This is a genomic window from Streptomyces sp. NPDC094147, from assembly GCF_044764265.1.
Classification (GTDB): Bacteria; Actinomycetota; Actinomycetes; order Streptomycetales; family Streptomycetaceae; genus Streptomyces.
Genome location: NZ_JBIWHT010000022.1, coordinates 25,501 through 52,025, shown reverse-complemented (window position 1 = coordinate 52,025; position 26,525 = coordinate 25,501). Strand labels below are relative to the sequence as shown.

Sequence of the window (26,525 nt, the reverse complement as noted above, 5' to 3'; positions counted from 1 at the left end):
CGGTTCACCTCCCGGCGGGCGACGCGGCCCTCGCCCGGCGGCGGCGGGCGAGCCCGGCGACCGGCCCGTAGGCGGCTCCGGCCACGATCAGTACCGCACCGGCCACCACGGCGCCCGCGACCAGTTTCAGCGGGCCCGGCTGCGAGATGCCATCGGGCAGCGCCTCGAAGCCCGAGGGGCGCGCCAGCATGCCGTCCATGGGCCAGGCGATGGCGTCGACGCGGGCGGTCACGGCGGACAGCGGGACCGAGCCGTGGGCGGCGTCGTCCAGGTGGACGCGGGAATCGAGCGAGACCAGGCGGTTGTCGCCGAGGAGGAAGACCTGCCCGGCCGGGACCTTGGCGTCGAAGGGGGTGCCGGAGGCGGGGTTCATGCCGTGCAGATACGGTTCCTCGACCGGTTTGCCATTGACGGTCAGTCGGCCGTCCTTGCTGCAGCAGGCCACCCGGTCGCCGCCGACGCCCACGACCCGCTTGACCATGGGCATGTCGCCCCAGGTCGCGTCCTTGAAGACCACGACGTCGCCGCGCCGGACATCGCCCGCGGATATCCGCTGGGCCAGCACCCGGTCCCCGGCCTTGACGGTCGGCGACATGGACTGGGTGGGCACGGTGTACGGCTTGTACTGCACGGCGCCCCAGGCGAAGCCGCCGAGGAAGAGCACACAGCCGACGGCCACGGCCAGGCCCGACAGCACACTGCCGAGACCGCGGCCGTGGCCGTCGTGGTCCAGTCCGTTACCGCTCATCGCTGCGCTCCCTTTCCGGCAGCGCCCCGGGGTGCGCGACGCACCCCGGGGCCCCGGAGATCGACAATCCGGGACCGCACCCTACCCGGCGGTACGCCCGCGGGTCAGCCCTTGGCGACCGGGCTTTCCGCCTTGACCCGCGTTTGAAGGAGCTTGCGGCGGCGCCACAGCACCATCGGCACCGCGCCGACGAGGCCGAGGGCGGCGGGCGCGCCCGTGCCCATCGCGCTCAGGCCGGGCTGGTCGAAGGTGTCGGGGACGCCGAGCCAGTCCAGGCGGTTGAGCGGCCAGGCGATGGTGAAGGCGCGGCCGACGACCTCGTCGGTGGAGACCGTGCCACCACCGGTCAGTTCCTGGTGGTAGCGGGAGTCCAACGAGTTCTGGCGGTGGTCGCCCATCACCCAGATCCGCCCGTCCGGCACCTTCAGCGGCCCGAACGGCATGTCGTCGCAGGCGCTGTCGCCCGGGTAGATGTACGGCTCCTTCAGGGCGTGGCCGTTGACCATGACGGGCCCGCCCTTCTTGCACTCCACGGTGTCGCCGCCGACCGCGATGACCCGCTTGATCAGGTCCTTCTCCTCGGCGGACGGCATCAGGCCGATGAAGCTGAGGAACTTCTGCGCCGCGTTCGGGTTCGGGGTGGGCTCGCCGTCCAGCCAGCCGCCCGGGTCGTGGAAGACGACGACCTCGCCGCGCTGCGGCTCGGCGCCGAACCACGGGGTCAGTTTGTCGACAAGCACCCGGTCGCCGCGCTGCAGGGTGTCCTGCATCGAGTCCGAGGGGATGGAGAAGGCCTGCACCAGGAACGTCTTGATCAGCAGGGCCAGAACCAGGGCGATGCCGATGAGGAGCGGCAGTTCCTTCCAGAAGGAACGCGCCTTCCTGGGGGTGCGGCCTTCTCCCTCACGGGGTCCTTCGTCGCCGGGTCCGCCGTTGCCCGGTCCGCTGTCCTGCGCGGGCACCACGGGCGGGGTTCCGTTCGCGGGTGGCCCGGAGCCCGCTCCCGCGACTGGTCCCGGGGAGGAATCGGCGAGCTCGTGCTCCGGCCGCTCCTCCGGCTCTTCGCGTCCGGATCGTGCGCCGACCGCCAAATCCCCCACATCCACTCCTCACTCTGTGCCACCGCCTGGCCCGTACAAGGCTCAGGCCCACCACTCCCATAACGAGCGGGAGTTCCGCAGGGGTCGGGGGCTGGGTCGCTCGGTCCGGATCCGCCGCCGGATCCCGGGACGACACCCTATTCGACGCGGGCAGTGCCGAGCCGCCCGGCGCGGCGGGCACCGAGCCGAACGTGGGCGGCTCCTGAAGCCTGCGCCAGTGCGAGAAAGGCCAGGCTATGACCACTGCGCGGCCCACCACGCCGCCCTCGGAGACGGTGCCCTGGTGACCGTCGTCAAGGTGGTACCGGGAGTCCGCGGAGTTGGACCGGTGGTCGCCCATGACGAAGAGCCGGCCCGGGGGAACCTTTACCTCGAATTGGATGATGCGGGTCGGATCGCCGGGGGCCACATAGACATAGGGCTCGTCCAGGGGTACGCCGTTGACGCTGACCCTGCCGTCCTTGTCGCAGCACTTCACGGTGTCGCCGCCGACCCCGATGACGCGCTTGATCAGGTCCTGCTCGTTGTCGGAGGGCAGCAGGCCGATGAAGGTGAGTCCCTGTTTGACCTGCTTGACGACGACGGGGTCCTCGCCGGGGGCCGTCTTCTTCTCGTCCCTGAGCCAGCCGCCGGGGTCCTTGAACACCACGACGTCGCCCCGCTGCGGCGTGGAGCCGAACCAGGGGGTGAGCTTGTCGACCAGGACCCGGTCGCCGATGGTGATCGTCTGCTGCATCGAGCCGGACGGGATCACGAAGGCCTGCACCAGGAAGGTCTTCAGTACGAGCGCGATGAGCAGCGCCACAGTGATCAGGAGGGGTATCTCGCGCACCGCGGACCGGCGTCTGCGCCGCTTGACCTTGCGGGCGAGTCTGCGGCGCTCGGCGCGGCCGGCCTGGCCGCGACGGCCCGGGTCGGGTGCGGGGCTCGTGGGCCGGGTGCCGGTGGGCAGCGGCTGGTCGTGGGCGGGGGCGGTGGAGCGCGGCCGCCCGCGATTACCCATGTCCCCCGCCCGCGCTCCGTACGCCCGCGAAGGCGTCGGAGCCGCCCACCGAGGTCCACCGGCCGAACGGCCAGCCGATCCAGTCGGCCCGCCCGATCACCCGGTCCACCGGCACCATGCCGCCGCCGGGTTCGCCGAGGTGGTCGCGGGAGTCGCTGGAGCGGGAGCGGTGGTCGCCGAGGACCCACAGCGTGTTGTCGGGCACGACGATGTCGAAGGGCACCTGGGAGGGGGCGTCGCCCGGGTACAGGTAGGGCTCGTCGACCGCTGTGCCGTTCACCTGGATCCTCCCCCGCTTGTCGCAGCAGACCACCCGGTCCCCGCCGACGCCGACGACGCGCTTGACGTAGTCGGTCCCGGCCGGCTCGGTCAGCCCGAGCGCCGCTCCTGCTGAACGCACGGCACGCCCCAGCGGGTTCCCCTCGTCCCCTTCCTGTACGAACGAGCCGCGGCCGTCGAAGACGACGACGTCGCCGCGCGCCGGGGTGCCGCCGAACCGGTAGGCGAGTTTGTCGACCAGGACCCGGTCGCCGACCTGGAGGGTCGGTTCCATGGAGCCGCTGGGGATGAGGAAGGGCTGCACGACGAAGTGGCTCAGCAGGAGCAGGAAGACCACGCAGATGGTGAGCAGCGCCGCGGCTTTGCGCCAGGGCCCGTCGAGGTGGCCCGAGAGGGCGGTGAAACGCGCGGAGCGCGACCGTTCCGCGGGCCCCGGATCGGGGGTGGCGGAAGGGTCGCGCTCCGTGTGCTGTGCTTCGGTGTCCATCGGGGCCAGAGCTTATCCGGCTGCCGTCAGGCCCGTACGCGGGTGTGAGCCGGGGCTCAGCGGTCGCGCTTCTCCTTGATCTTCGCGGCCTTGCCGCGCAGCTCACGGAGGTAGTAGAGCTTGGCGCGACGGACGTCACCGCGGGTCACGACCTCGATCTTCTCGAAGATCGGGGAGTTCACCGGGAAGGTGCGCTCGACGCCGACGGAGAAGGAGACCTTGCGGACCGTGAAGGTCTCGGAGACACCGGCGCCCTGGCGGCGGATGACTACGCCCTTGAACTGCTGGATACGGGAGCGGTTGCCCTCGATGACGCGGACGTGGACGTTGACGGTGTCACCCGGGCGGAAGGCCGGGACGTCGCTGCGCAGCGTGGCTGCGTTGACGGAGTCGAGCAGGCTTGCCATGTCTGACTGCTTCCTCGCCGATGCCACAGGTCATCAGCGGAATTCGAGATGAGTTGGGGGTGCTGTGCGCGCGGGCGGGCGTCGTTCCCCCTGTGGCAGGGGCGCCGGCTGGGCGTACAGCAGCGGCCTATTCTTCCACGGCCTGCGGCCTGCGCCAAAATCGGCCGCCGGGCTCGGGGGCCCAGCCGAGGATCGAGAGGGTCTCGCGGTCCTTCTTGTCGAAGCCGGAGGCCTCGCAACGTTCGATCAGGTCGGGCCGGTTGAGGGCGGTGCGCTTGAACGCCTCGTCGCGCCGCCAGCGGGCGATCCTGCCGTGGTGGCCGCTGAGGAGGACGTCCGGGATGCCCCGGCCGCGCCACTCGGGGGGCTTGGTGTAGACGGGGCCTTCGAGGAGGTTTGCCATGGCGCCGGGCGCGAAGGAGTCGTCGCGGTGGGACTCGGCGTTGCCGAGGACACCGGGCAGCAGCCGGGCCACGGCCTCGGTGATCACGAGGACGGCGGCTTCGCCTCCGGCCAGTACGTAGTCGCCGATGGAGACCTCGTACACCGGCAGCCGGGTCGCGTACTCGTCCATGACGCGGCGGTCGATGCCTTCGTAGCGGGCGGGCGTGAAGATCAGCCAGGGCCGTTCGGAGAGTTCGACGGCGAGTTGCTGGGTGAAGGGGCGGCCACTGGGCGTGGGGACGACCAGGACCGGGCCGTGTGCCCCGGATTCGTATCCGTCGGCGAGCGCGTCGTCCAGGCAGGCGCCCCACGGCTCGGTCTTCATGACCATGCCGGGTCCGCCGCCGTAGGGGGTGTCGTCCACCGTGTTGTGGCGGTCGTACGTCCAGTCCCGCAGGTCGTGGACGTGGACGTCGAGCCGGCCGCGGGCCCTGGCCTTGCCGACCAGGGAGACGTTCAGCGGTTCGAGGTACTCGGGGAAGATCGTGACGACGTCGAGCCGCATCAGCCGGCGTCCTCGGCGTCGCGGCCGGAGGCGATCTCGGCCTCGCTGTCGTCGATGAGGCCGGGCGGCGGGTCGATGACCGCGCGCTGCTGCTCCAGGTCGATGTCGGTGACGATCTGCTCGACGAAGGGGATCATGACCTCGCTGCCGTCGGGCCGCTCCACGATGAAGAGGTCCTGCGAGGGCAGGTGGGTGATCTCGGTGATGCGGCCGATCTCGGTGCCGTCGGCGAGCACCACGTCGAGGTCCATGAGCTGGTGGTCGTAGTACTCGTCGGGCTCTTCCGGCAGTTCGGCCGGGTCGACGTCGGCGATGAGGAGGGTGTTGCGCAGGGCCTCGGCGGCGTTGCGGTCGCGCACTCCCTCGAAGCGCAGCAGCAGCCGGCCGCTGTGCACCCGGCCGGTCTCGACGGTCAGCGGGCCCGCCGACGCCGGGTCGGTGGTGAGGACGGCGCCGGGGCCGAGCCTCAGCTCCGGCTCGTCGGTGCGCACCTCGACGGTGACCTCGCCCTTGATGCCGTGGGCGCGGCCGATCCGCGCGACTACCAACTGCACGCTTGTTTCTCCTTCAGACAGCTGCGGCCTTGGTACAACTATGGCCCGGAATACGACTGCGGGCCGGGGCGGGCCTGTGGCCCTCCCCGGCCCGAGCCGGCGCATCCAACTAAAACGACCAACTGGTCAGCGGACCTGGTCCACGTCGACGAGGTCGACGCGGATGCCGCGGCCGCCGATGGCGCCCACGACCGTCCGCAGGGCGCGGGCGGTGCGGCCGTTGCGGCCGATCACCTTGCCGAGGTCGTCGGGGTGGACCCGGACCTCCAGCACGCGCCCACGACGCAGGTTGCGCGAGGCGACCTGCACGTCGTCGGGGTTGTCGACGATGCCCTTCACGAGGTGCTCGAGAGCCTCCTCGAGCATGCTCAGGCCTCGGTCGACTCGGCGGCGGCCTCGGCCTCGTCCGCCTTCTTCTCGGTCTTCTTCGCCTTCTGGGTGATGGCCTCACCCTTGGCGTCGTCGCCCTCAAGGGTCTTGGCGAAGGCCTCGAAGGAAGCGCGCTTGTCTTCCTTCGTCTCCGGCTGGAGCAGCGGCGCGGGGGCCGGGAGGCCCTTGTGCGCCTGCCAGTCGCCGGTGAGCTTCAGGATGGCGAGGACGGCCTCGGTCGGCTGGGCGCCGACGGACAGCCAGTACTGCGCACGCTCGGCGTTGACCTCGATGCGCGACGGGTTGTACGTCGGGTGGTACAGACCGATTTCCTCGATCGCGCGACCGTCACGGCGGGTGCGGGCGTCGGCGACGACGATGCGGTAGTGCGGCTGGCGAATCTTGCCGAGGCGCTTGAGCTTGATCTTGACTGCCACTGGAGTGGTGTCTCCTGGTCTTGACGTGGTTGGGCACATGAGATGCCACGTGGGGTTGCGGTACTCGGAGTGCCCGATGGACGCGTCAGCCGGAGGCGAGAGGGTTCCTGTGCGGCTGTCGAGTACAGCTAGCCATTGTGCCACACGCCTGAGGTGCGCACGCCGGGGGCCCGTGGGGCACCCCCGGTGGACATCGCTCCCCCGGGGCCTGGGGGGCCGGCCCCGGGGCCGGCTACGCCACGGCGACCACTTCCGCCCCCTCCGGGATGCGGAACGGCTTGCCGCAGCCGCCGCAGACGATCGGCGCCTGGGCGAGCACGGACGGCACGACGCGCACGTTGCGCCCGCAGTCGCAGACGGCCTTGACCCGCACGCCGCCACCGGAGGAGCCGTGCCGGGCGGCAGGTCCGCGGAAGGAGCGCTTGGTGTCGGCGGCCGTGGCGACGGTGTGCGCCTTGAGCGCGCGCTGCAGCCGTTCGATGGTGGGCCGGTAGCGGCGCCTGGCCTCGGCGTTCAGCGTGACCAGGGAGAAGCCGCTGCTGGGGTGCGGTTCCTCCGTGTGGTCGAGGCCGAGCTCCTCGGCGATCGCCAGGAATCTCCGGTTGTGGTAGCGGCCGGCGCGGGAGGTGTCGCGGACACCGCGGGCGGCGGCAATGCCGTGGACTGCCTCATGGAGCAGTCGCTCGAAGGAGAGCTCGGCGCCACAGGCGGACGAGGACTCTCCGATCAGGGACTCGGGCGCGGCTAGGTCCGGCAGCTCGGGGTGGTACCGCTGAATGTCGGCCCACGCCTGTGCCAGCTCTGCGGCGAGAACAGGTGGTGTCGTGCTCACGTCGTGACAACGAGCCGCAGTGCCGCTGTGTTCCTATTCCGGGGCATCCCAAATAATTTGCTCGTACCCGTCAGTTGGCATTGATGCGTGCGGACGAGGGCGGGTGCGCTGATCTGCGGAGAAGGCTCACAGCTCACACCAAGGTATGACGTAGCGGCGCGTACGCCCCGGCGCGTAGCGGAAGTCTGCACGCCGGAGCGACTGTTGTCAGGGGACGCGCAAGAGGTGTTTCGGCCGACTCCCGGTGGCTTGTGCGCCACCTGCGGCGGGCCGGGTCCTCATCAGTAGGCGCGGGCGACGATCGCGACCGTACCGGGTGCGTCGTCGGCCTCGGGCACCGACCCGTCCTCGGCGACCAGGCACCGCACCGACACGGCCTGTTCGGCGAGCTTGGCCTCGCCCTCGGGGCCCAGCGTCGCCCACGGGATGCGCGCCCAGCCGCCGGCGACGGCGGCCTCGGCGGCCTCGTCCAGGGTGGCGACATCGCTCGTACGGGACTCGCGGCGCTCGCGGGACTGCCTCAGGAGCGTGGCCTGGTCCTCTTCGAGGACGGCGGGCAGCAGTTCGGTGAGCGCGTCGATGGAGACGGGCTCCTTGCCGCCGGGGATGCGGCGGGCCAGCATCGCGGTGCCGCCCTCCAGGTCGCGCGGGCCGATCTCGATGCGTACCGGTACGCCCTTGAGCTCCCAGTCCACGGCGCGGCGGCCGAAGGGGGTGTCCACGCGGTCGTCGACCTGGACGCGGATGCCCACGGCCTTGAGGCGGTCGCCCAGTTCGCGGACCTTGGCGACGGCCTCGTCGCCCTTGATCGCCATGACGACGACCTGGACGGCGGCGAGCCGCGGCGGCACCCGCAGGCCGTTGTCGTCGCCGTGCGACATGATCAGCCCGCCGACCATGCGGGTGGAGACGCCCCAGGAGGTCTGCCAGACCAGTTCCTGCTTGCCGTCCTTGGACAGGTACTGGGTGTTGAAGGCCTTGGCGAAGTTGGTGCCGAGCTCGTGGCTGGTGCCCATCTGGAGGGCCTTGCCGTCGCCCATCATCCCTTCGAGGGTGAGGGTGTTGATGGCTCCGGCGAACCGCTCCCTGGCGGTCTTGCGGCCCAGCACGACGTCGATGCCGAGGACGTTGATCATGAAGTCGGCGTAGACGTCCTTGTGGATGCGCGCCGCGTAGTCGCGGGCGTCCTCGTACGTGGCGTGGGCGGTGTGCCCCTCCTGCCACAGGAATTCGCTCGTACGGAGGAAGACGCGCGGGCGCATCTCCCAACGGACCACGTTGGCCCACTGGTTGATGAGCAGCGGCAGGTCGCGGTAGCTCTGGACCCACTTCGAGAAGTAGTCGTTGATGATCGTCTCGGAGGTCGGGCGGACCACGACGGGCTCTTCGAGCTCCTTGCCACCACCGTGCGTGACCACCGCGAGCTCGGGCGCGAAGCCCTCGACGTGCTCAGCCTCGCGAGTCAGGTAAGACTGGGGGATGAAGAGCGGGAAGTACGCGTTCTGGGCGCCCGCGTCCTTGATGCGTGCGTCCATCTCCTGCTGCATCCGCTCCCAGAGGCCATAGCCGTACGGTCGGATCACCATGGTGCCGCGCACGGGACCGTTGTCCGCGAGCTCGGCCTTGTTGATCAGATCCTGGTACCAGCGGGGAAAGTCTTCCGCCTGGGGCGTGAGAACGGGTGCCTTTGCCATGGCGCGAATGGTACGGCGCAGGGGTGCCGGAGCGTGAATCGCCTTCCGGCCGCCCCGGCACCGCGCTTTGCCCTCCACCCTCTGGACGCGGGGCGGGATGCGGAGTTCCCTGGCATACGGGGGAAGTGCGTACGGACATTCACGGGGGGCTGTCAATCAGGGCACAGCTGACCTCTCGGCGGATTGGGGCGCTTTCCATGACACCAACGCTCGTCCGGCATCAGTCCCGTACGGCCTCGGTCCCCTTCGGGGGCGCCTCCGTGCGCGCGCGGGACTGGGCGGAGATCCAGGAACGGATGCTGGTCCCCCTCTTCGAGGCGGCGTACGAGCGCCTCGACGTGGGGCCGGGCACCCGGCTGCTCGGGCTGGGCTGCGGCTCCGGGCTCGCGCTGCTGATCGCGGCCTCGCGCGGGGCGGCGGTGACCGGGGTCGACCACCCCGAGCGCGGCGCGCGGCTGGCGCTGGCACGTGAGCGGCTGCTGTCCGGGCACGGCCGGGACGCCGCCCCGGGGGCCGGTGCGACCCGGCTGGTGACGGGCGGGCCCGCCGACGCCGCCGGGCCGGGTCATACGCCGTACGACTTGATCACGGCCTTCGAGCCGGTCGGCTGTGCGGCCGGTGATACGGAGGGTCTGGTGCCCGCGCTGGAGTCGGCGGTTCCGCTCGCGGAGCACGGCAGTGCGGTGGTACTCGCCGGATGGGGCCCGCCGGAGCGGTGTGCCACGTCGGCGGTGCTGCGGGTGGCGACCCGGCTGACCGGCCGGGTGGGCGACGCCGCGCGCTGGCGGCCGAGCCGGCGCGACGACCTGGAGGACGTGGCCGCGCGGGCCGGGCTCAGGCCGGACGGCTCGGGCCGGGTGGCGTGCCCCTTCGGCTACGCGGACCTGGACAGCGCGATTCGGGGCCTGCTGGCGACGGGCGCGTTCGACGCGGCGGCTCGGGCCACCGACCCCGCACAGGTGGAGAAGGAGCTCGCCGAGGCGCTCCACCCGCATGTCCGGCGGGACGGCACGGTGTGGATGGCGAACGTCTTCCGCTATCTGATCGCCCGCACGCCGTGAGCCCCAACCGGTCGCCAGATCAAGGGAGTTGAGGCGTTCTACGATCCCGCCTTCGCCGGGCGGGGGATGCCGGCCACGCGGTAGGCCGCCTCCTCCTCCAGGGTCTCGTTCGCAAGCAGGGCCTCCGCCAGCGCGTCCAGCCTGGCGCGGTTCTCGCGCAGCAGTCGGCACGCCGTCTCGTAGCACTCGTCGACGATGCGGCGCATCTCGCCGGCGATGGCGTCCAGGGTGGCGGGCGCCGCCGAGAGCCCGTACGCCTGCTGGGCGTCGCTCGGCAGCGCGGTCAGCGGGCCGATCCGCTCGCTCATGCCCCAGCGGGCGACCATCCCGCGGACCAGGTTGGTGACCTGTTCGAGATCGTTCTCGGCGCCGGTGGTGATGACGTCGAAGACGGTCCGCTCGGCCGCCATGCCGCCGAGCGCGCCGATGATCCGGCCGCGCAGATACTCCTCGGTGTACGCGTACTTGTCGGCGTCCGGGGTGGACAGGGTGACGCCGAGGGCCCGGCCGCGCGGCACGATGGTGACCTTGCGGACCGGGTCCGCGCCGGGCTGGAGCATCCCGAGCAGCGCGTGCCCGCTCTCGTGGTACGCGGTGCGGCGGCGCTCCTCGTACGGCATCACCAGGGGCCGTTCGGCGCCGAGTTGGACCTTCTCCAGGGCGTCGGAGAGGTCGGACTGGGTGACCTGGCGCTGCTGGCGTTTGACGGCGAGCAGGGCCGCCTCGTTGGCGAGGTTGGCGAGCTCGGCGCCGGTCATGCCCGGGGTCGTGCGGGCGACGTGCTCCAGGTCCACGTCCGGGTCCATCGGGATCTCCCGGGTGTGGATCTTCAAGATGGCCTCGCGGCCGCCCCGGTCGGGCGGGCTGACGTGGACGATGCGGTCGAAGCGGCCCGGCCGGGTGAGCGCCGGGTCCAGGACGTCGGACCGGTTGGTGGCGGCCAGCACGATGACGCCCTCGGAGCCGGAGAAGCCGTCCATCTCGGTGAGGATCTGGTTCAGGGTCTGTTCGCGTTCGTCGTGCCCGCCCATGCCGGAGCCGCCGCCGCGGGCCCGCCCGATCGTGTCGATCTCGTCGATGAAGACGATCGCGGGGGCCACCTTGCGGGCCTCGGCGAAGAGTTCGCGTACCCGCGAGGCGCCCACGCCGACGATCATCTCGATGAACTCCGAGGCGGAGGCCGAGAAGAACGGCACCCCGGCCTCCCCCGCCACCGCCCGTGCGAGCAGCGTCTTGCCGGTTCCGGGCGCTCCCGCGAGCAGGACGCCGCCGGGCATCTTCGCGCCCATCTCCCGGTAGGCGTCCGGGTTCTTGAGGAAGTCCACGACGTCGTTGAGCTCGCCCTCGACCTCGTCGATGCCGGCCACGTCCTCGAAGGTGGTGCGCTTCGCGCCGGTCATCTCGACCGGTTTGGGCGGGGCCTTGCGGCCGAGCATGCCGCCGGCGCCGCCGCCCATGCCCGCGCTCATGCGCCGGGCGATGAACACCCAGAGCAGGACGAGCAGCAGCATCGGCGCGAGCGAGATCAGCAGGTTGGCCAGGAAGCTGCGGTGCTCGACGACGGGCTCGGCGGTGACGGTGACGTTCTGCTTGGTCAGCTGGGTCCACAGGTCGTCGTTGGCGAAGGTCGGCCGCTGGGTGGTGAATTTGGTGTAGTCGCCGCTGCCTTCGCCGGACGGCACCGGCGCCTTGTTCTTGAGCTGGCCCTGGATGGCGTCGCCCTTGGCGTAGATCTTCGAGACGTTGCCCGCCGCGACCTGCTTGCTGAACTCGGTGTACGAGACCGTCCGCTCGTCGCCGTTGTTGAAGAACGACAGGATCAGGTTGGTGATCAGGTAGACGATCAGGGCGGTGAGGATGAGCCGGCCCCAGCCGCCGGGCATCTTCTTCTTCGGCGCGGGCGGCGGTGGCGCCCCCTCCGAACGCCACGGCTGGTCGGTGCGGTCGCGCGGGGGTACGGAACTGGGCACGTGCTCTCCTCATGGCCGGTACGCGCCATTATTGGAGAGCGGCACTAATGGGGCATTCCGGGCGAGCCCGACGGGTCGTCACGATGCCGGGCCGCCGGGTCGACCGGAAACGGCGGAGGCGCCTTCCGGACCTTCCGGAAGGCGCCTCACGCTGATCGCTGCGGACGGTCAGCCCATGAACTTCTTGAACTCGTCGGGCAGCTCGAAGCTCTTCTGCGCCTCGGCGGCCGGCAGGCCGAGCGCCCCGCCCTGCGCCTTGGCCTCGGCGGCGGCGGCCGCTGCGGCCTCCTCGGCCTTGCGCTTCATGGGGTTGCCGCTCTTGCGCTTGCCCTTGGCCTGCTTGATCTGCTTCTTCTGCCGGCCGGGGCCGCCACCCATGCCCGGCATCCCCGGCATGCCCGGCATTCCGCCGCCCTGCGCCATCCGGGACATCATCTTGCGGGCGTCGAAGAACCGCTCGACCAGGTTCTTGACCGCGCTGACCTCGACGCCGGAACCCTTGGCGATACGGGCGCGGCGCGAGCCGTTGATGATCGTGGCGTCGGCGCGCTCGGCCGGGGTCATCGACTTGATGATGGCGGCCGTGCGGTCGACATCCTTCTCGTCGATGTTGTTGATCTGGTCCTTGATCTGCCCCATGCCGGGCAGCATGCCGAGCAGCTTGGAGATGGAGCCCATCTTCCTGACCTGCTCCATCTGGGCCAGGAAGTCGTCCAGGGTGAAGTCCTGGCCCTTCTTCGACGCCAGCTTGGAGGCCATCTTCTCGGCCTCTTCTTGGCTGAACGTCTTCTCCGCCTGCTCGATCAGGGTGAGCAGGTCACCCATGTCGAGGATGCGGGACGCCATGCGGTCCGGGTGGAACGCGTCGAAGTCTTCCAGCTTCTCGCCGTTGGAGGCGAACATGATCTGCTTGCCGGTGACGTGCGCGATGGAGAGCGCGGCACCGCCGCGGGCGTCGCCGTCGAGCTTGGAGAGCACCACTCCGTCGAAGCCCACGCCGTCGCGGAAGGCCTCGGCGGTGTTGACCGCGTCCTGGCCGATCATCGCGTCGACCACGAAGAGGATCTCGTCGGGGCTGACGGCGTCGCGGATGTCCGCGGCCTGCTGCATCAGCTCCTGGTCGATGCCGAGGCGTCCGGCGGTGTCGACCACGACCACGTCGTACTGCTTGGAGCGGGCGAACTCGATGGAGTCCTGGGCGACCTTGACCGGGTCGCCCACCCCGTTGCCCGGCTCGGGCGCGTAGACGGCGACGCCCGCGCGCTCGGCGACGACGCTCAGCTGGTTGACGGCGTTGGGGCGCTGGAGGTCGCAGGCCACCAGGAGCGGGGAGTGGCCCTGGCCCTTGAGCCACTTGCCGAGCTTTCCGGCGAGGGTGGTCTTACCGGCGCCCTGGAGACCCGCGAGCATGATGACGGTCGGCGGGTTCTTGGCGAACCTCAGGCGCCGGGTCTCGCCGCCGAGGATGCCGATGAGCTCCTCGTTGACGATCTTGATGACCTGCTGGGCGGGGTTGAGGGCCTGGGAGACCTCGATGCCCGACGCGCGCTCCTTGACCTGCTTGATGAAGGCGCGGACTACGGGCAGCGCGACGTCGGCTTCGAGCAGCGCGATGCGGATCTCGCGCGCCGTGGCGTCGATGTCCGCCTCGGACAGGCGGCCCTTGCCCCGGAGGTTCTTGAATGTCGCGGCAAGGCGGTCGGAGAGGGTGTCGAACACGGTGGTCGCGGGTCCTCGGCGTCGTGGGGCGGTCGGGTGAACGTCCCCCAGGGTATCCCGGGCGGCGAGGGCCGTGGGGGGTGCCTGCGGCGCTTTCCCCCACCCGCTGCCCCGTCGAGCCCGTCCGGCGTTCGAGGACCGGCGAACCTGGGGCAGAGCCCCCGGTTCGGGAAGGGGCGGGGTGGGCAAGAGGCTCCGCGCAGCGGCCTACCCCGGCTTCCCCAGCGCCGCCTCCAGCTCCCTCGCCACCTCCGCCGCCCGCTCCGGGGTCAGCACCACACCCTCCCCGTCCGTCACGTAGAACGCGTCCACCGCATTGGCCCCCAGCGTCGAGACGTGGGCGCTGCGCACCCGGACGCCCGCACTCTCCAGTGCGCGCCCGATGCGGTGCAGCAGCCCCGGGACGTCCTGGGCGCGGACCTCGATGACGGTGGCGTGGTGGGAGGCGGAGGGGGCGACCGTCACCCGGGGCGGCGGCGCCTGCACGCCGCGGCGGCGCGGGTAGGCGGCCTCCCGCTCGGCGAGGCGGCCTTCGATGTCGAGGGAGCCGTCGAGCGCCCGCACCAGATCGGCGCGCAGCCGGGCGGCCTGCGGCAGCGAGCCGTACTCGGCGGCCACCCGCCAGTCCAGCAGGAGTACGGAGCCGCCGACCAGATCCGGGAGTTCGACCGCGCGCAGTTCGGCGGCGCGCACGGTGAGGCGGTGCATGGCGAGGACGCCGGCCGTGGCGGGCAGGACGTGCGGCTGGTCGGGGACGGCGATGAGGAGTTCCACGCCGAGGGGTTCCTGCTCGTCGGAGCCGTCGGCGCGGGCCCGCAGGGCGAGGACGGGCCCGCCGGTGCGGTGCGCCTCCACGGCGAGGCGTTCCTGTTCGGCGGTGGTCGCGGCGGGTTCGGGGTCGACGCTCGCGCCCGCGAGGACCGCCGAGGCGCGTTTCACCAGGTCCGCGACGAGCGCTCCGCGCCAGGACGACCAGGCGGCGGGTCCGGTGGCCAGCGCGTCCGCCTCGGTGAGGGCGTGCAGGAGTTCAAGGGTGCCGGTCGAGCCGACCGCGTCGGCGACCGCGCGCACGGTCGCCGGGTCGTCCAGGTCGCGCCGGGTCGCGGTCTCGATGAGCAGCAGGTGGTGGCGTACGAGCGTGGCGATGGCCGCCACGTCATCACCGGGGAAGCCGATCCGGGCCGCCATGTCGCGGGCGATGGTCTCGCCGACCACCGAGTGGTCGCCGGGCCAGCCCTTGCCGATGTCGTGCAGGAGGGCGGCGACCAGGAGCAGGTCTGGGCGGCCGACCCGGCGGGTCAGGTACGAGGCCCGCACGGCGGTCTCCACCAGGTGGCGGTCGACGGTCCAGGTGTGCACGGCGTTGCGCTGCGGGCGGCAGCGGACCCGTTCCCAGTCGGGCAGCAGCCGGCTGATGAGGCCTTCCGCTTCCAGGGCCTCCCACACGGGGACGGTCGGCTCCCCCGCGCCGAGCAGGGTGACGAGTTGTTCGCGGGCCTCGGCGGGCCAGGGCGACGGGAGGGCCCGCGCCGCGCTCGCCAGTCGGCGTACCGCGTGCGGGGAGACGGGCAGGGCGGACTGGGCGGCCGCGGCGGCGGCGCGCAGCGGGAGGACCGGGTCCTTCTCGGGGCGGGCGGCCAGCGCGAGCACGACCTCGCCGTCCTGTTCCACGACGCCTTCGGCGAGCGGGGTCCGCCCGGGTGCGCCGGTGCGGCCGCCGAGGAGTCCGCGCAGCCGGGGCCGCGCGGACCGGGCCCGCAGCACCCGGCCCACCTCACGCCAGGTGACGTCGCCGGCGTAGGAGATGACGCGCGCCGACTCCGATACCTGACGCAGCATCACATCGGCGTCGAGGAGCTCCAGTTCGGCCGCGACGGCGTCCTGTTCCTGGAGGGCGAGGCGGTCGGTGGCGCGGCCGGTGCACAGGTGCAGCGCGTCGCGCACGTCCAGGAGTCTGCGCCGGGCCTCGCCGAGCCCTTCCCTGGGCGCGTCCGCCAGCCAGGACGCGGCGACCGCCCGGAGCGCGGTCGCGTCCCGCAGCCCGCCCCTGGCCTCCTTGAGGTCGCCTTCGAGGAGGTACTGCAACTCGCCCTGCCGCTCGGCCCGTTCGCGGCACAGCTCGTCCAGTTCGGGCAGGCGCTTGGCGGCGAGGTTGCGCCAGTCGGCGAGGACGGCGGTGCGCAGGGCGGCCGTCATGGCGAGGTCGCCCGCGAGATGGCGGGCGTCCAGGAGGCCGAGCTGCACCTTGAGGTCCTCGCCCGCCGTCCTGCGGGCCTGGGCCGGGGTGCGTACGGAGTGGTCGAGGGCGAGGCCGAGGTCCCACACCGGGTACCAGAGCCGGTCGGCGAGGGAGGCGACGGCCGCGGCGTCGGCCCGCCCGTCGTGCAGGAGCAGCAGGTCGAGGTCGCTGCGCGGGGAGAGTTCGCCGCGCCCGTAGCCGCCGACCGCGACCAGGCAGGCGCCCGCCACCCCGGCCGCTTCGGCGGCGACGGTGAACATCCTGGCCAGCCAGTCGTCGGTCAGCTCGGCCAGGGCCGCACGGCGCGGCGGCCCGGACTGCGTCTTCTCGTTGAGAAGACGCAGCCGGGCCGCCGCGTAGCCGCCGGGCTCCGAGTCGCCGTCACAGGATTCGGTACTCGCTTCAACGCTCGTCACCCAGCAGCTCCTTGCCGTCTCTACAGTGCGTCGGGCCCGCGCTCGCCGGTCCGTACCCGGACCGCCGTCTCGACCGGCATGCTCCACACCTTGCCGTCGCCGATCTTTCCGGTGCGGGCGGCCTTGACCACGACGTCGATCAGTTCCTCCGCGTCGTCGTCCTCGACCAGGACCTCTATCCGGATCTTGGGTACGAGGTCGACGGTGTACTCGGCGCCCCGGTAGACCTCGGTGTGACCGCGCTGGCGCCCGTATCCGCTGGCCTCGGTGACGGTCAGGCCGTGGACGCCGAAGGCCTGGAGGGCCTGCTTGATCTCGTCGAGCCGGTGCGGCTTGACGACCGCGGTGATGAGCTTCATGCGTCCACCTTCTTGTTCGCTGCCACGTCGCCCGGGACGGCCGCTGCGGTGCGGGGCGCCGTGCCGCCGCCCGCGCCGCTGAAGTCGTACGCCGTCTCGGCGTGCTCGACCTGGTCGATGCCGAGGACCTCGTCGTCCTCGGGGACCCGCATCCCGATCGTCTTGTCGAGGGCGAAGGCCAGGATGGCGGAGACCACCAGCGAGTAGCCGAGGACCGCGCCGACGCCGATGGCCTGCTTGCCGAGCTGGTCCAGGCCGCCTCCGTAGAAGAGGCCCTTGGCGGTGGACTGTACGCCGCCGGTGGCGAAGAAGCCGATCAGCAGCGAGCCGGTGATGCCGCCGACCATGTGGACGCCGACCACGTCGAGCGAGTCGTCGAAGCCGAAGCGGTACTTGAGGCCGATGGCCATGGCGCACAGGACGCCCGCGATGACGCCGATGGCGATCGCGCCGAGCGGGCTGACGCAGCCGCCGGACGGGGTGATGGCGACGAGGCCCGCGACCGCGCCGGACGCGGCGCCGAGGGTGGTGAAGGAGCCGTGGCGGAGCTTCTCGTACAGCAGCCAGGCGAGCATCGCCGCTGCCGTGGCGACCTGGGTGTTGATAAACATGACGGCGCCCACGCCGTCGTCGTTGCCGAGCCAGGAGCCGGCGTTGAAGCCGAACCAGCCGAACCACAGCAGGGCCGCGCCGAGCATGACGAGCGGCAGGCTGTGCGGCCGCATCGGGTCCTTCTTGAAGCCGACGCGCTTGCCGATGACCAGGATCACGCCGAGGGCGGCCGCACCCGCGTTGATGTGGACGGCGGTGCCGCCGGCGAAGTCGATGACGCCCTTCTTGAAGAGCCAGCCGTCCGAGGCCCACACCCAGTGCGCGACCGGGAAGTAGACGACGGTGACCCACAGGGCGATGAACAGCGACCAGGCGGTGAACTTGACACGGTCCGCGAGGGCTCCGCTTATGAGCGCGGGCGTGATGATCGCGAACATCAGCTGGAAGACGGCGAAGACGTAGATCGGGACGGTGTATCCGGGCCAGAGCTGGACCAGGCCGATGCCGCTGAGCCCGAAGTAGGCCTTGCTCCAGCCGATGAAGCCGTTGCTCTCGCCGAAGGTCAGGCTGAATCCGTAGAGCACCCACAGGATCGTGACGATGCCGAGGCTGATGAAGCTCATCATCAGCATGTTGAGGGTGCTCTTGACGCGGACCATGCCTCCGTAGAAGAAGGCAAGCCCCGGGGTCATGATCATCACCAGCGCTGAGCAGATCAGCATGAATCCGGTGTTGGCGCTGGACAGCTGCGGAGCGTCAGCTGCGAGCGTGATGCCTGGAGGCATCGGCGTCTCCTCGTCGTCGGTACGGCCCGTGCGGGGGCGTTACTCGGGCGGGAACTGGCTGGGAGCCGGTTATGCGCCATGAGGTTGGCCGAGCGCCGTTTCGGTCGATGCCGCTCGATGTTTCACCGCAGTGACGAAGGAGGCGGGCGTGTTACGCGCCCGTGAACTGCCGGATCAGGAGGGGGTCCGGCGACTACCATCCGCGTACGTTTCCGTACCCCGGACCGGCCGCGACGTCACCCGCTCGACCTGGCGTGGGGGAGCCGAGTCGGGCTGAACGGGGCGAGTGGCCGCGGCCGGGGTCGTGGTGCCCTCGCTCAGACGGCCTCGGCCGTCTCGGGCAGCTCCCTGCTGAGGAGGTCCGTCATCTGGACGACTTCGGCGACGTTCCCGAAGTCGCGGGCCGCGGTGTCGACGGTCTTGCGCAGCCGGGTGTTGACCCGCTCGGAGCGGACCCGCTTGGCGACCCGCAGGGCCTGCTCGGCCAGCACCGTGGACTGCTCGGGCTCGCGCTTGAGCAGGTGCACGGTGGCCATGCCGATCAGGTTCAGCGCGTACGACCTCTGGTGCTCCTCGTCCTTGCCGAACAGGGCGACGGCCTGTTCCATCACGGGTTCGGCGAGCGAGGCGTAGGTGGGGCTGCGGCCGGCCACATAGGCGAGGTCGCGGTAGGAGTGGGCGTTCTCGCCGTTGAGCTCCGCCTCGGAGAAGAAGCGGATCCAGTCGGGCTCCGGCCCGCCGTCGAGCCCGGCGTCGCCGAAGGTGTCCTCGGCCATCCGGACGGCCCGTTTGGTCTTGCTGGGCTGGCCCATGTTGGCGTACGCGCGGGCCTCCATCGCATACAGCATGGCCTGGGTGCGGGGGGTGGCGCAGTCCCGGCTGCCGTACTGGGCGAGGTGGATGAGTTCCAGGGCGTCGTCGGGGCGGCCGAGGTGGATCATCTGGCGGCTCATCGAGGACAGGATGTACGAGCCGAGCGGCTTGTCGCCGGCTTCCTTGGAGGCGTGCAGGGCGAGCACGAAGTACTTCTGGGCGGTGGGCTGGAGGCCGACGTCGTAGCTCATCCAGCCGGCCAGCTCGGCGAGTTCGGCCGCGCACCGGAAGAGGCGTTTGGCGGTGGCGGCGGGCTGGGGTTCCTGGAGCAGGTCGGTGACCTCGTGGAGCTGGCCGACCACGGCCTTGCGGCGCAGTCCGCCGCCGCACTGGGCGTCCCACTGGCGGAACATGGCGGTGGTGGATTCGAGGAGTTCCAGCTCGGGCCGGGAGAGCCGGGAGGGGCGGCGGGCGCTCGCGGCGGTCTCCGGGGGGCCGAGCTCGCCGCCGGGCGAGGGCACCAGCCAGCGCTGCATGGGTTCGATCAGGGAGGGGCCCGCGGCCAGCATCAGCGAGGTGCCGAGGAAGCCGCGCCGGGCGAGCATCAGGTCGCTGCGGGAGAACTCGCTGAGCAGCGAGACCGTCTGGGGTCCGGCCCAGGGCAGGTCGACCCCGGCCACCGACGGTGACTGGTGGGCCTGGCGCAGGCCGAGGTCCTCGATGGCGACGACGCTGCCGAAGCGTTCGGAGAACAGCTCGGAGAGGATGCGGGGAATGGGCTCGCGGGGCATCTCGCCGTCGAGCCAGCGCCGGACCCGTGAGGTGTCGGTGCTGATGTGATGCGCGCCCATCTGGCGCGCGCGCCGGTTCACTTGGCGCGCCAGCTCGCCCTTCGACCAGCCGCTCCGTACGAACCACGAACTCAGCTGCTCGTTGGGGCGCTTGCCGGCGCTCGTACCGCTAGCCCCACTGCCGCCCACGGGAACGCCCCCAATCCGTTGAAGAATCTGTCTGCTCGGTCGTGCATCGATTGCGCGAACCCCTACCAGAATGCCTCTAGTTGGGCCTCCTGTCTTACGGTTGCCCCCGCTCGGAGGGGTAACCGGCTTGCCTCCGGCATACCCGCAACCGGTTGCATGCCCAGGGTTCGTGTACCGACGGTAATCCTACGATCACCCCTCTAGCCATGGCGATTCCACAATCGCCACCATTCGCCACCCCTTCGAATGAACTCGCTTGCGGCCGGGCGCGATTCACTTGACACATGACGATCAGCGTCGAGGTGGAGCGGAGCGAACCGGGGCGCGCGCGGCGCACCGCACCACCCCTTTCACGACCGCGTCCGACCTGGCGGAGACGGAGCGTAAACGGAAGACTCCGCATCGTCACGACATCGTCACCGGCGTCGTAACCAGGGACGCGGCAGACCCGTTGGAGGGGGCATGGGCTTCACGATCGGCGGCGGCCGGGGGATCAAGGAGACCCGGCCCGGCTCTTGGCGCCGCGGCCGTTCGGCGCGCACGACTCGCACGAACGAGGTCACCGCGGTCGCCGAGTACACCGGCCTGTGGGGCTGGGACGTCGCGCCGGGCGCCCGCGAGCTGAACGGCCGGTGCTCCTGCGGCAGTTCAGCGTGTACGTCGCCGGGCACGCATCCGCTCGACTTCATTCCCGAGGTCCCCGCGGGCGCCACCCTGGACGAGGTGACCAAGGCGTGGTCCCAGTGCCCGGGGGCCGCGGTCCTGCTGCCGGTTGGGCGGACCTTCGACGTGCTGGACGTGGCGGCCCCGGCCGGGCGGCGCGCCCTGGTGCGGCTTGAGCGGATGGGGCTGCCGCTGGGGCCGGTGTCGAGCACGCCGGCCGGCCGCACCCACTTCTACGTCGCCCCGGGCGCCTCGGCCGAACTCCCCGGGCTGCTCTACCGGATGGGCTGGGACGACGCCGGTCTGGACCTGCGCTGCCCGCCGCGCGGCGGCCACGTACCGGCGCCGCCGTCGGGTGAGGTGCACTGGCTGCGCCCGCCGTCCCTGGACACGGCGACCCGCCCGCCCGAGGCGCGGCTGCTGCTGGGTACGCTCGCGTACATCTGCCACCGTTCGGGCGCGTAGCCGCTTCAACCGCCTCGGACACGGAAGCGCCCCGCCGCATCCGGTCGGTGCGGCGGGGCGGGGCGGACGTCCGGTGGGGCTACTCGCCGATGAGCGCGTCCACGAAGGCCTCGGCTTCGAACGGGGCCAGGTCGTCCGCGCCCTCGCCGAGCCCGACCAGCTTGACGGGCACGCCCAGTTCGCGCTGGACGGCGATGACGATGCCGCCCTTGGCCGTGCCGTCGAGCTTGGTCAGGACGATGCCCGTGATGTCCACGACCTCGGCGAACACGCGCGCCTGGACCAGGCCGTTCTGGCCCGTGGTGGCGTCCAGGACGAGCAGGATCTCGTCCAGCGGGCCATGCTTCTCCACCACGCGCTTGACCTTGCCGAGCTCGTCCATGAGCCCGGTCTTGGTGTGCAGCCGGCCCGCGGTGTCGATGAGGACGACGTCGGCGCCCTCGGCGATGCCTTCCTTGACGGCGTCGAACGCGATCGAGGCGGGGTCGCCGCCCTCGGGTCCGCGCACGGTGCGGGCGCCGACGCGCTCGCCCCAGGTCTGCAACTGGTCGGCGGCGGCGGCACGGAAGGTGTCGGCCGCGCCGAGCACGACGGACTTGCCGTCGGCGACCAGGACGCGGGCGAGCTTGCCGGTGGTGGTGGTCTTGCCGGTGCCGTTGACGCCGACGACCATCACGACGCCCGGGACGGTCTCGCCGCCCTCGGTCTTGACCTCGCGGTCGAAGTCCGGGCCGAGCAGGGTGAGGAGCTCCTCGCGCAGCAGCGCGCGCAGGTCCTCGGGGGTGCGGGTGCCGAGCACCCTGACGCGCTCGCGGAGCCGGTCGACCAGCTCCTGGGTCGGGGCGACGCCGACGTCGGCGGTGAGGAGGGTGTCCTCGATCTCCTCCCAGGTGTCCTCGTCGAGGTGCTCGCGGGAGAGCAGGGTGAGCAGTCCCTTGCCGAGCGAGTTCTGCGAGCGGGCGAGACGGGCGCGCAGCCGGACGAGCCGGCCGGCGGTCGGCTCGGGGATCTCCAGCGCCGGGGCCTCGGGGGCGGCCGGCTCCGCTACGGCGACCGGCGCGGCGGGCGCCTCGGGAAGGCCGACCTCCTCGATGGTGCGGCGGGGTTCCTCAGCCGTCTCCGCGGCGTCCTCACCGACCTGAGGTTCGGCGGGCGGGGCTGTGATGGTCGGCGTGCTCGGCGGTGCGGTGGGCGGCAGCTGCTTCTTCTTGCGGCTGCTGACCACGAGCCCGCTGATCGCGCCGACCGCGACCAGGGCGATGACTACAGCAAGGATGACGAATTCCATAACCGTCCCAGTATCGGGCATGGGCCCCGCGGCGACCCAGATTGTGGCTTCCTCCAGGAACGGAACGGAATTATGGGGCAGGTGTCAGATTAAAGTACGATAGAAGTGGGCGCGTCAACGCGCGTAGAGTCCCCTTCGACTACCCCCACCGGCTCAGCGCCGAGCCGAGCGAGAGGCACGGAACTCCACCCCCATGAGCACTAGCACCCCCGACGAAGCGCAGAGCGCCCTGGAAACACGCGGCCTGGAGCCGGTGCCGGACGCGGAGCGCACCGCCAGAACCCGCGAGCTCTTCCCCACCTGGGTCGCCGCCAACATCAGCGTGCTGCTGCTCACGATGGGCGCGAGCCTCGTCGTCGCGTACAAGCTCAACTTCTGGCAGGCGATCGTGGTCGCCGTCTGCGCCCCCGTCGTCTCGTACGGCCTGGTCGGCCTGATCGGCATCGCGGGCAAGCGGGGCGGGGCGCCCGGCATGGCGCTGTCGCGTGCGGTCTTCGGCCAGCGCGGCAATCTGCTGCCCGGTTCGCTGATCTGGGTGGCGCGCTGGGGCTGGGAGACCATCAACGCGGTGACCGGCGCCTATGCGGTGCTGACCGTGCTCGACATCCTCTTCGGGATCAAGAGCAACACGTTCCTGATCATCGTCACGCTCGCCGTCTTCGTGGTCATCACCTTCGCGATCTCGGGCCTGGGCATCCACGTCGTGCAGAAGTGCAACAAGTACGCGACGTACCTGTTCGGCGCCTTCTCGGTCCTGGTCCTTGTCTACCTGGTCATGAACACCCACTGGTCGGCCGTCTTCCACCAGCCGGCCGGCAAGACCTCGCTGATGGTCGCGGGCACCGGCATGATCGCCGCCGGCGGTGTCAGCTGGATCCCGTCGGCCCCCGACTTCGCCCGCTACCTGCCGCGCACCGCCTCCTCCAAGGCGATCGTCGGCAACTCCATCGGCGGCGCCGGCATCGTGGTGCTGCCCATGGTCCTGATGGGCGCCGTCATGGCGGTCTCCACCCCGGACCTGGCCTCGGCCACCGACCCGGTGTCCTTCCTCGGCGAGATCCTGCCGATGTGGATCGCGGTGCCCTACCTGCTGATCGCGCTGGTCGGCATGCTGCTGATCAACTCGATGTCGATGTACTCGGCGGGCTTCACCGCGCAGACGCTCGGCTTCAGGATCCCGCGCCACTGGGCCGTCTCGGTGAACGCGGTGATCTCGCTGATCTTCGGCGGCGTCCTGATGCTGGTCGCGACGAGCTTCATGGGCTCGTTCATCGCCTTCCTCTCGCTGCTCGCCGTCGCGTTCTCGGCCTGGGTCGGCGTGTTCGGCGCGGACATGCTGCGCCGCACCGAGTACGACGCCAAGGCGCTGCTCGACACCACCCGCACCAGCGCCTACTGGTACAAGGGCGGCTTCTCCCCCGCCGCGGTCATCGCCTGGGCGGTCGGCCTGCTCGGCGGCCTGATGTTCACCACCTCCGACTGGTTCACCGGCCCGCTGGCCGCGAACAACCCGGTCGGCGAGTACGGCCTCGGCTGGGTCGCCACCATCGTGATCTCCGGACTGCTGTACGTGGTGCTGCCCAAGCCCCCCGTGGTGACCCCGGAGCCGTCGGAGCCGTCGGATGCGGCCAAGTCCCCCGAGCCCCTGGCCGTCTGACCCACCGTCAGCTACCGTCCCCCTTCACCGGAACCCGCCCCGGTGGAGGGGGATTTGCCATGCCGTTCACGGTCGTACGCATGAATCTGGTGGACCCGGACGCCACCTCGCAGTCGCTGTCCGCCCGCTACCGGGCGGCCCTGGAGATGGCGGCGTACGCCGACGACCGGGGCATCGACACCGTCCAGACCGAGGAGCACCACGGCACGGACAACAACTGGCTGCCGTCGCCCTTCGCCTTCGCGGGCGCCGTGTTCGGCGCCACACAAGGAAATTCAGCGGCGCGCGGCGCCTCCGTGAGGGGTGGCGGTCGGGCGACGGGCGGGCGGATCGCGGTGACGGTGTCCGCGATCATCGGCCCGCTGTACGACCCGCTGCGCCTCGCCGAGGACATCGCGGTGCTCGACCTGGTGAGCGGCGGCCGGCTCGTCACGGTGGCGGGGATCGGCTACCGGCCCGCCGAGTACGAGCGGCAGGGCGTCGAGTGGGGGCGGCGCGGCAGGCTCCAGGACGAGCTGCTCGAAACCCTCCTGAAGGCGTGGACGGGCGAGGAGTTCACCTTCCGGGGGCGTCAAGTCCGGGTCACCCCAAGGCCGTTCACCGAGCCGCATCCGATGCTGCTGGTCGGCGGCTCCTCGCGGGCCGCGGCCCGCCGCGCGGCCCGGCTGGGGCTGCCGTTCTTCCCGAGCGCGCATCTGCCGGAGCTCCAGGCGTACTACAACGCGAAGCTCGCCGAGTACGGCACCGACGGCTTCTGCATGATGCCGACGGCGCGGACGCCGCTGCTGCACATCTCCGAGGACCCGGACCGGACGTGGGCCGAGTACGGCGGGCACTTCCTGCACGAGGCGCGGATGTACGCGTCCTGGCAGTCCAAGGACATCCGCTCGGCGGTGAGGTCGGCGGCCACCACGGTGGACGAGCTGCGCGCCGAGGGCGTCTACCGGATCGTGACGCCCGAGCAGTGCGTGGCGCTGGCCGCCGACACCCTCGTGCTGCACCCGCTGTGCGGCGGCATGCCGCCGGACGAGGGCTGGCGCAGTCTGCACCTGTTCTGCGAACGGGTGCTGCCCTTGCTCTGATCCGGACGGGATGCGGACACAGCACACTGCCCCGGCTCGACGTCGAGCCGGGGCAGTGTGCTGTGCGAGGAGAGAGGGGCAGCGGGGATTAGCCCATCTCCTCCAGCGCCTTGCCCTTGGTCTCCTTGACGTACTTGAGCACGAAGGGGATCGAGAGCACGGCGAAGACCGAGTAGATGACGTAGGTGCCCGACAGGTTCCAGTCCGCGAGGGTCGGGAAGCTGGCGGTGATGGCCCAGTTGGCGATCCACTGGGCGGCCGCGGCGACGCCGAGGGCGGCGGCGCGGATCTTGTTGGGGAACATCTCGCCGAGGAAGACCCACACCACCACGCCCCAGGACAGGGCGAAGAAGAGCACGAAGACGTGGGCGGCGATCAGGGCCACGACGCCCTGGGTGTTGGGGAGCTTGCCGTCGACGAGGTTGGCGGAGAAGGCCCAGGCCTCGACGGCGAGCGCGACCGCCATGCCGATGGAGCCGACGAGCGCGAGCGGCTTGCGGCCGACCCGGTCGACCAGGACCATCGCGATCACGGTGCCGATGATGTTGATGATCGACGTGGTGAACGAGTAGAAGAACGAGCTCGACGGGTCGATGCCGACGGACTGCCACAGCGTCGAGGAGTAGTAGAACGCGACGTTGATGCCGACGAGCTGCTGGAAGACGGAGAGGCCGATGCCGACCCAGACGATCGGCAGGAAGCCGAACTTGGAGCCGAGCAGGTCCTTGAAGGTCGACTTGTGCTCCGAGCGCATGGCGTGCTCGATCTCGGCGACGCGGGCGTCGAGGTCGACGCCCTTGCCCTCGACGTCGGCGAGCACCTTCTTGGCGTCGCTGTCGCGGCCGACGGAGATGAGGAAGCGCGGCGACTCGGGGATGGCGAAGGAGAGCAGGCCGTACAGGACGGCGGGGACCACCATGACGCCGAGCATGACCTGCCAGGCTTCGAGCCCGATGAGCTTGCCGCGCTGGTTGCCGCCGGCGGCGTTGAGGATGCCCCAGTTGACGAGCTGGGAGATGGCGATGCCGATGACGATGGCGGCCTGCTGGAAGGAGCCGAGCCGGCCGCGGTAGGCGGGCGGGGCGACCTCGGCGATGTAGGCCGGGCCGATGACCGAGGCCATGCCGATGGCGAAGCCGCCGATGATCCGCCAGAAGGCGAGGTCCCAGAGTGCGAACGGCAGCGCCGAGCCGATGGCGCTGATGGTGAACAGCGTCGCCGCGATCTGCATGCAGCGGATGCGGCCGATGCGGTCGGCGATCCGGCCCGCGGTGGCGGCGCCGATCGCACAGCCGATCAGGGCGATCGCGATGACCTGGGCGAGCGTCCCCGAGCCGATGGAGTACCGCTCGCGGATCGCCTCTACGGCGCCGTTGATCACGGAACTGTCGTAGCCGAAGAGGAAGCCGCCCATCGCGGCCGCCGCCGTGATGAAGATGACATGGCCGAGGTGGTCCGGCGCGGTCTGGCCGCCTCCGGACGCCTGCGCCTGCGCGGTACTGGTCACGTGCACTCCTGGGGCCGCCCGGCAGCGTCGCCGGGCGTGGGGGGACTCCTCCAAGTGGCGCACAACTTCCTGTCACCCACCACTTGAAGGTAAAAGCAACGTTGCAGAGA

22 protein-coding genes and 1 pseudogene are annotated in these 26,525 nt (G+C 71.1%); 4 read left to right on the top strand and 19 right to left on the bottom strand.

Annotated features, from left to right (window positions below; translation table 11 throughout):
- Window positions 1-4 precede the first annotated feature (4 nt).
- The 11 genes and pseudogenes from lepB (ACIQ8J_RS26685) to proS all read right to left on the bottom strand — a co-directional run bounded on the left by lepB (ACIQ8J_RS26685) (window position 5) and on the right by proS (window position 8,859).
- Entirely contained in the window at window positions 5-748 is a 744-nt protein-coding gene (gene lepB, locus ACIQ8J_RS26685) for a signal peptidase I (RefSeq protein ID WP_403275138.1), read from the bottom strand.
- A gap of 104 nt (window positions 749-852) precedes the next feature.
- Window positions 853-1,839, bottom strand: coding sequence for a signal peptidase I (lepB, locus tag ACIQ8J_RS26680; protein ID WP_403275219.1), 987 nt, complete (start codon window positions 1,837-1,839; stop codon window positions 853-855).
- Window positions 1,745-2,851 (bottom strand): annotated as a pseudogene (gene lepB / locus ACIQ8J_RS26675) (signal peptidase I); the annotation flags it as partial. The pseudogene lepB (ACIQ8J_RS26675) and the gene lepB (ACIQ8J_RS26680), both read right to left, overlap by 95 nt.
- Window positions 2,844-3,617: a signal peptidase I gene (lepB, locus tag ACIQ8J_RS26670; protein WP_403275140.1), complete on the bottom strand. Its 774-nt coding sequence runs from the start codon at window positions 3,615-3,617 to the stop codon at window positions 2,844-2,846. The pseudogene lepB (ACIQ8J_RS26675) and the gene lepB (ACIQ8J_RS26670), both read right to left, overlap by 8 nt.
- A 56-nt stretch (window positions 3,618-3,673) precedes the next feature.
- Window positions 3,674-4,024: a 50S ribosomal protein L19 gene (gene rplS / locus ACIQ8J_RS26665; RefSeq protein WP_350232925.1), complete on the bottom strand. Its 351-nt coding sequence runs from the start codon at window positions 4,022-4,024 to the stop codon at window positions 3,674-3,676.
- Window positions 4,025-4,151: 127 nt separating this feature from the next.
- Complete coding sequence (gene trmD / locus ACIQ8J_RS26660; protein ID WP_403275142.1) at window positions 4,152-4,973, bottom strand: tRNA (guanosine(37)-N1)-methyltransferase TrmD; 822 nt, start codon at window positions 4,971-4,973, stop codon at window positions 4,152-4,154.
- The gene (rimM, locus tag ACIQ8J_RS26655) at window positions 4,973-5,527 is read right to left on the bottom strand and encodes a ribosome maturation factor RimM (protein WP_403275144.1); all 555 of its coding nucleotides are present in this window, start codon (window positions 5,525-5,527) and stop codon (window positions 4,973-4,975) included. The genes trmD and rimM overlap by 1 nt, the downstream gene beginning before the upstream one ends.
- 126 nt (window positions 5,528-5,653) lie before the next feature.
- Window positions 5,654-5,893, bottom strand: a complete 240-nt coding sequence (locus tag ACIQ8J_RS26650) for an RNA-binding protein (protein WP_005311361.1) — start codon at window positions 5,891-5,893, stop codon at window positions 5,654-5,656.
- A gap of 2 nt (window positions 5,894-5,895) precedes the next feature.
- Window positions 5,896-6,333 carry a 30S ribosomal protein S16 gene (gene rpsP / locus ACIQ8J_RS26645; protein ID WP_053727931.1) on the bottom strand — a complete coding sequence of 146 codons (438 nt, stop codon included), beginning with the start codon at window positions 6,331-6,333 and terminating at the stop codon, window positions 5,896-5,898.
- Window positions 6,334-6,565: 232 nt separating this feature from the next.
- Window positions 6,566-7,165 (bottom strand): hypothetical protein, encoded by a 600-nt coding sequence (locus tag ACIQ8J_RS26640; protein ID WP_403275146.1) that lies wholly within the window; start codon window positions 7,163-7,165, stop codon window positions 6,566-6,568.
- A gap of 281 nt (window positions 7,166-7,446) precedes the next feature.
- Complete coding sequence (proS, locus tag ACIQ8J_RS26635; protein WP_403275148.1) at window positions 7,447-8,859, bottom strand: proline--tRNA ligase; 1,413 nt, start codon at window positions 8,857-8,859, stop codon at window positions 7,447-7,449.
- Between the two features lie 197 nt (window positions 8,860-9,056).
- Between proS and ACIQ8J_RS26630 the strand changes: the two genes are divergently transcribed.
- The gene (locus ACIQ8J_RS26630; RefSeq protein WP_403275150.1) at window positions 9,057-9,920 is read left to right on the top strand and encodes an SAM-dependent methyltransferase; all 864 of its coding nucleotides are present in this window, start codon (window positions 9,057-9,059) and stop codon (window positions 9,918-9,920) included.
- A gap of 38 nt (window positions 9,921-9,958) precedes the next feature.
- Here the strand turns inward: ACIQ8J_RS26630 and ftsH are convergent, their stop codons facing one another.
- The 6 genes from ftsH to ACIQ8J_RS26600 form a co-directional block, all read right to left on the bottom strand.
- Window positions 9,959-11,803, bottom strand: coding sequence for an ATP-dependent zinc metalloprotease FtsH (gene ftsH, locus ACIQ8J_RS26625; protein WP_403275221.1), 1,845 nt, complete (start codon window positions 11,801-11,803; stop codon window positions 9,959-9,961).
- A 255-nt stretch (window positions 11,804-12,058) separates the two neighbouring features.
- Window positions 12,059-13,609, bottom strand: a complete 1,551-nt coding sequence (gene ffh / locus ACIQ8J_RS26620; RefSeq protein WP_403275153.1) for a signal recognition particle protein — start codon at window positions 13,607-13,609, stop codon at window positions 12,059-12,061.
- 207 nt (window positions 13,610-13,816) lie between these two features.
- Window positions 13,817-16,264, bottom strand: coding sequence for a [protein-PII] uridylyltransferase (locus tag ACIQ8J_RS26615; protein ID WP_403275155.1), 2,448 nt, complete (start codon window positions 16,262-16,264; stop codon window positions 13,817-13,819).
- Between the two features lie 20 nt (window positions 16,265-16,284).
- Entirely contained in the window at window positions 16,285-16,623 is a 339-nt protein-coding gene (locus ACIQ8J_RS26610; protein WP_399056553.1) for a P-II family nitrogen regulator, read from the bottom strand.
- Window positions 16,620-17,960, bottom strand: a complete 1,341-nt coding sequence (locus ACIQ8J_RS26605) for an ammonium transporter (protein ID WP_403275157.1) — start codon at window positions 17,958-17,960, stop codon at window positions 16,620-16,622. The genes ACIQ8J_RS26610 and ACIQ8J_RS26605 overlap by 4 nt, the downstream gene beginning before the upstream one ends.
- A 317-nt stretch (window positions 17,961-18,277) precedes the next feature.
- On the bottom strand, window positions 18,278-19,753 hold the full coding sequence (locus ACIQ8J_RS26600) for a hypothetical protein (protein WP_403275159.1): 1,476 nt from the start codon (window positions 19,751-19,753) through the stop codon (window positions 18,278-18,280).
- A 462-nt stretch (window positions 19,754-20,215) separates the two neighbouring features.
- Between ACIQ8J_RS26600 and ACIQ8J_RS26595 the strand changes: the two genes are divergently transcribed.
- The gene (locus ACIQ8J_RS26595) at window positions 20,216-20,881 is read left to right on the top strand and encodes a bifunctional DNA primase/polymerase (protein ID WP_403275161.1); all 666 of its coding nucleotides are present in this window, start codon (window positions 20,216-20,218) and stop codon (window positions 20,879-20,881) included.
- 79 nt (window positions 20,882-20,960) lie between these two features.
- Here the strand turns inward: ACIQ8J_RS26595 and ftsY are convergent, their stop codons facing one another.
- Window positions 20,961-22,169 carry a signal recognition particle-docking protein FtsY gene (ftsY, locus tag ACIQ8J_RS26590; protein ID WP_403275164.1) on the bottom strand — a complete coding sequence of 403 codons (1,209 nt, stop codon included), beginning with the start codon at window positions 22,167-22,169 and terminating at the stop codon, window positions 20,961-20,963.
- 193 nt (window positions 22,170-22,362) lie between these two features.
- Here ftsY and ACIQ8J_RS26585 point away from each other — a divergent pair, with 193 nt between their 5' ends.
- Entirely contained in the window at window positions 22,363-23,826 is a 1,464-nt protein-coding gene (locus tag ACIQ8J_RS26585; protein ID WP_403275166.1) for a cytosine permease, read from the top strand.
- A 59-nt stretch (window positions 23,827-23,885) separates the two neighbouring features.
- Window positions 23,886-24,908 (top strand): LLM class flavin-dependent oxidoreductase, encoded by a 1,023-nt coding sequence (locus ACIQ8J_RS26580; RefSeq protein WP_403275168.1) that lies wholly within the window; start codon window positions 23,886-23,888, stop codon window positions 24,906-24,908.
- Between the two features lie 88 nt (window positions 24,909-24,996).
- Here the strand turns inward: ACIQ8J_RS26580 and ACIQ8J_RS26575 are convergent, their stop codons facing one another.
- Window positions 24,997-26,415: a sugar porter family MFS transporter gene (locus ACIQ8J_RS26575; RefSeq protein ID WP_403275170.1), complete on the bottom strand. Its 1,419-nt coding sequence runs from the start codon at window positions 26,413-26,415 to the stop codon at window positions 24,997-24,999.
- Window positions 26,416-26,525 lie beyond the last annotated feature (110 nt).

Bases quoted from the DNA above. Each gene is read 5' to 3' on its own strand.
- lepB (WP_403275138.1), bottom strand. From the start codon at position 748: ATGAGCGGTAACGGACTGGACCACGACGGCCACGGCCGCGGTCTCGGC.
- lepB (WP_403275140.1), bottom strand. From the start codon at position 3,617: ATGGACACCGAAGCACAGCACACGGAGCGCGACCCTTCCGCCACCCCC.
- rplS (WP_350232925.1), bottom strand. From the start codon at position 4,024: ATGGCAAGCCTGCTCGACTCCGTCAACGCAGCCACGCTGCGCAGCGAC.
- trmD (WP_403275142.1), bottom strand. From the start codon at position 4,973: ATGCGGCTCGACGTCGTCACGATCTTCCCCGAGTACCTCGAACCGCTG.
- ACIQ8J_RS26650 (WP_005311361.1), bottom strand. From the start codon at position 5,893: ATGCTCGAGGAGGCTCTCGAGCACCTCGTGAAGGGCATCGTCGACAAC.
- proS (WP_403275148.1), bottom strand. From the start codon at position 8,859: ATGGCAAAGGCACCCGTTCTCACGCCCCAGGCGGAAGACTTTCCCCGC.
- ACIQ8J_RS26630 (WP_403275150.1), top strand. From the start codon at position 9,057: ATGACACCAACGCTCGTCCGGCATCAGTCCCGTACGGCCTCGGTCCCC.
- ftsH (WP_403275221.1), bottom strand. From the start codon at position 11,803: ATGCCCGGCGGCTGGGGCCGGCTCATCCTCACCGCCCTGATCGTCTAC.
- ACIQ8J_RS26610 (WP_399056553.1), bottom strand. From the start codon at position 16,623: ATGAAGCTCATCACCGCGGTCGTCAAGCCGCACCGGCTCGACGAGATC.
- ACIQ8J_RS26605 (WP_403275157.1), bottom strand. From the start codon at position 17,960: ATGCCTCCAGGCATCACGCTCGCAGCTGACGCTCCGCAGCTGTCCAGC.
- ACIQ8J_RS26595 (WP_403275161.1), top strand. From the start codon at position 20,216: ATGGGCTTCACGATCGGCGGCGGCCGGGGGATCAAGGAGACCCGGCCC.
- ftsY (WP_403275164.1), bottom strand. From the start codon at position 22,169: ATGGAATTCGTCATCCTTGCTGTAGTCATCGCCCTGGTCGCGGTCGGC.
- ACIQ8J_RS26585 (WP_403275166.1), top strand. From the start codon at position 22,363: ATGAGCACTAGCACCCCCGACGAAGCGCAGAGCGCCCTGGAAACACGC.
- ACIQ8J_RS26580 (WP_403275168.1), top strand. From the start codon at position 23,886: ATGCCGTTCACGGTCGTACGCATGAATCTGGTGGACCCGGACGCCACC.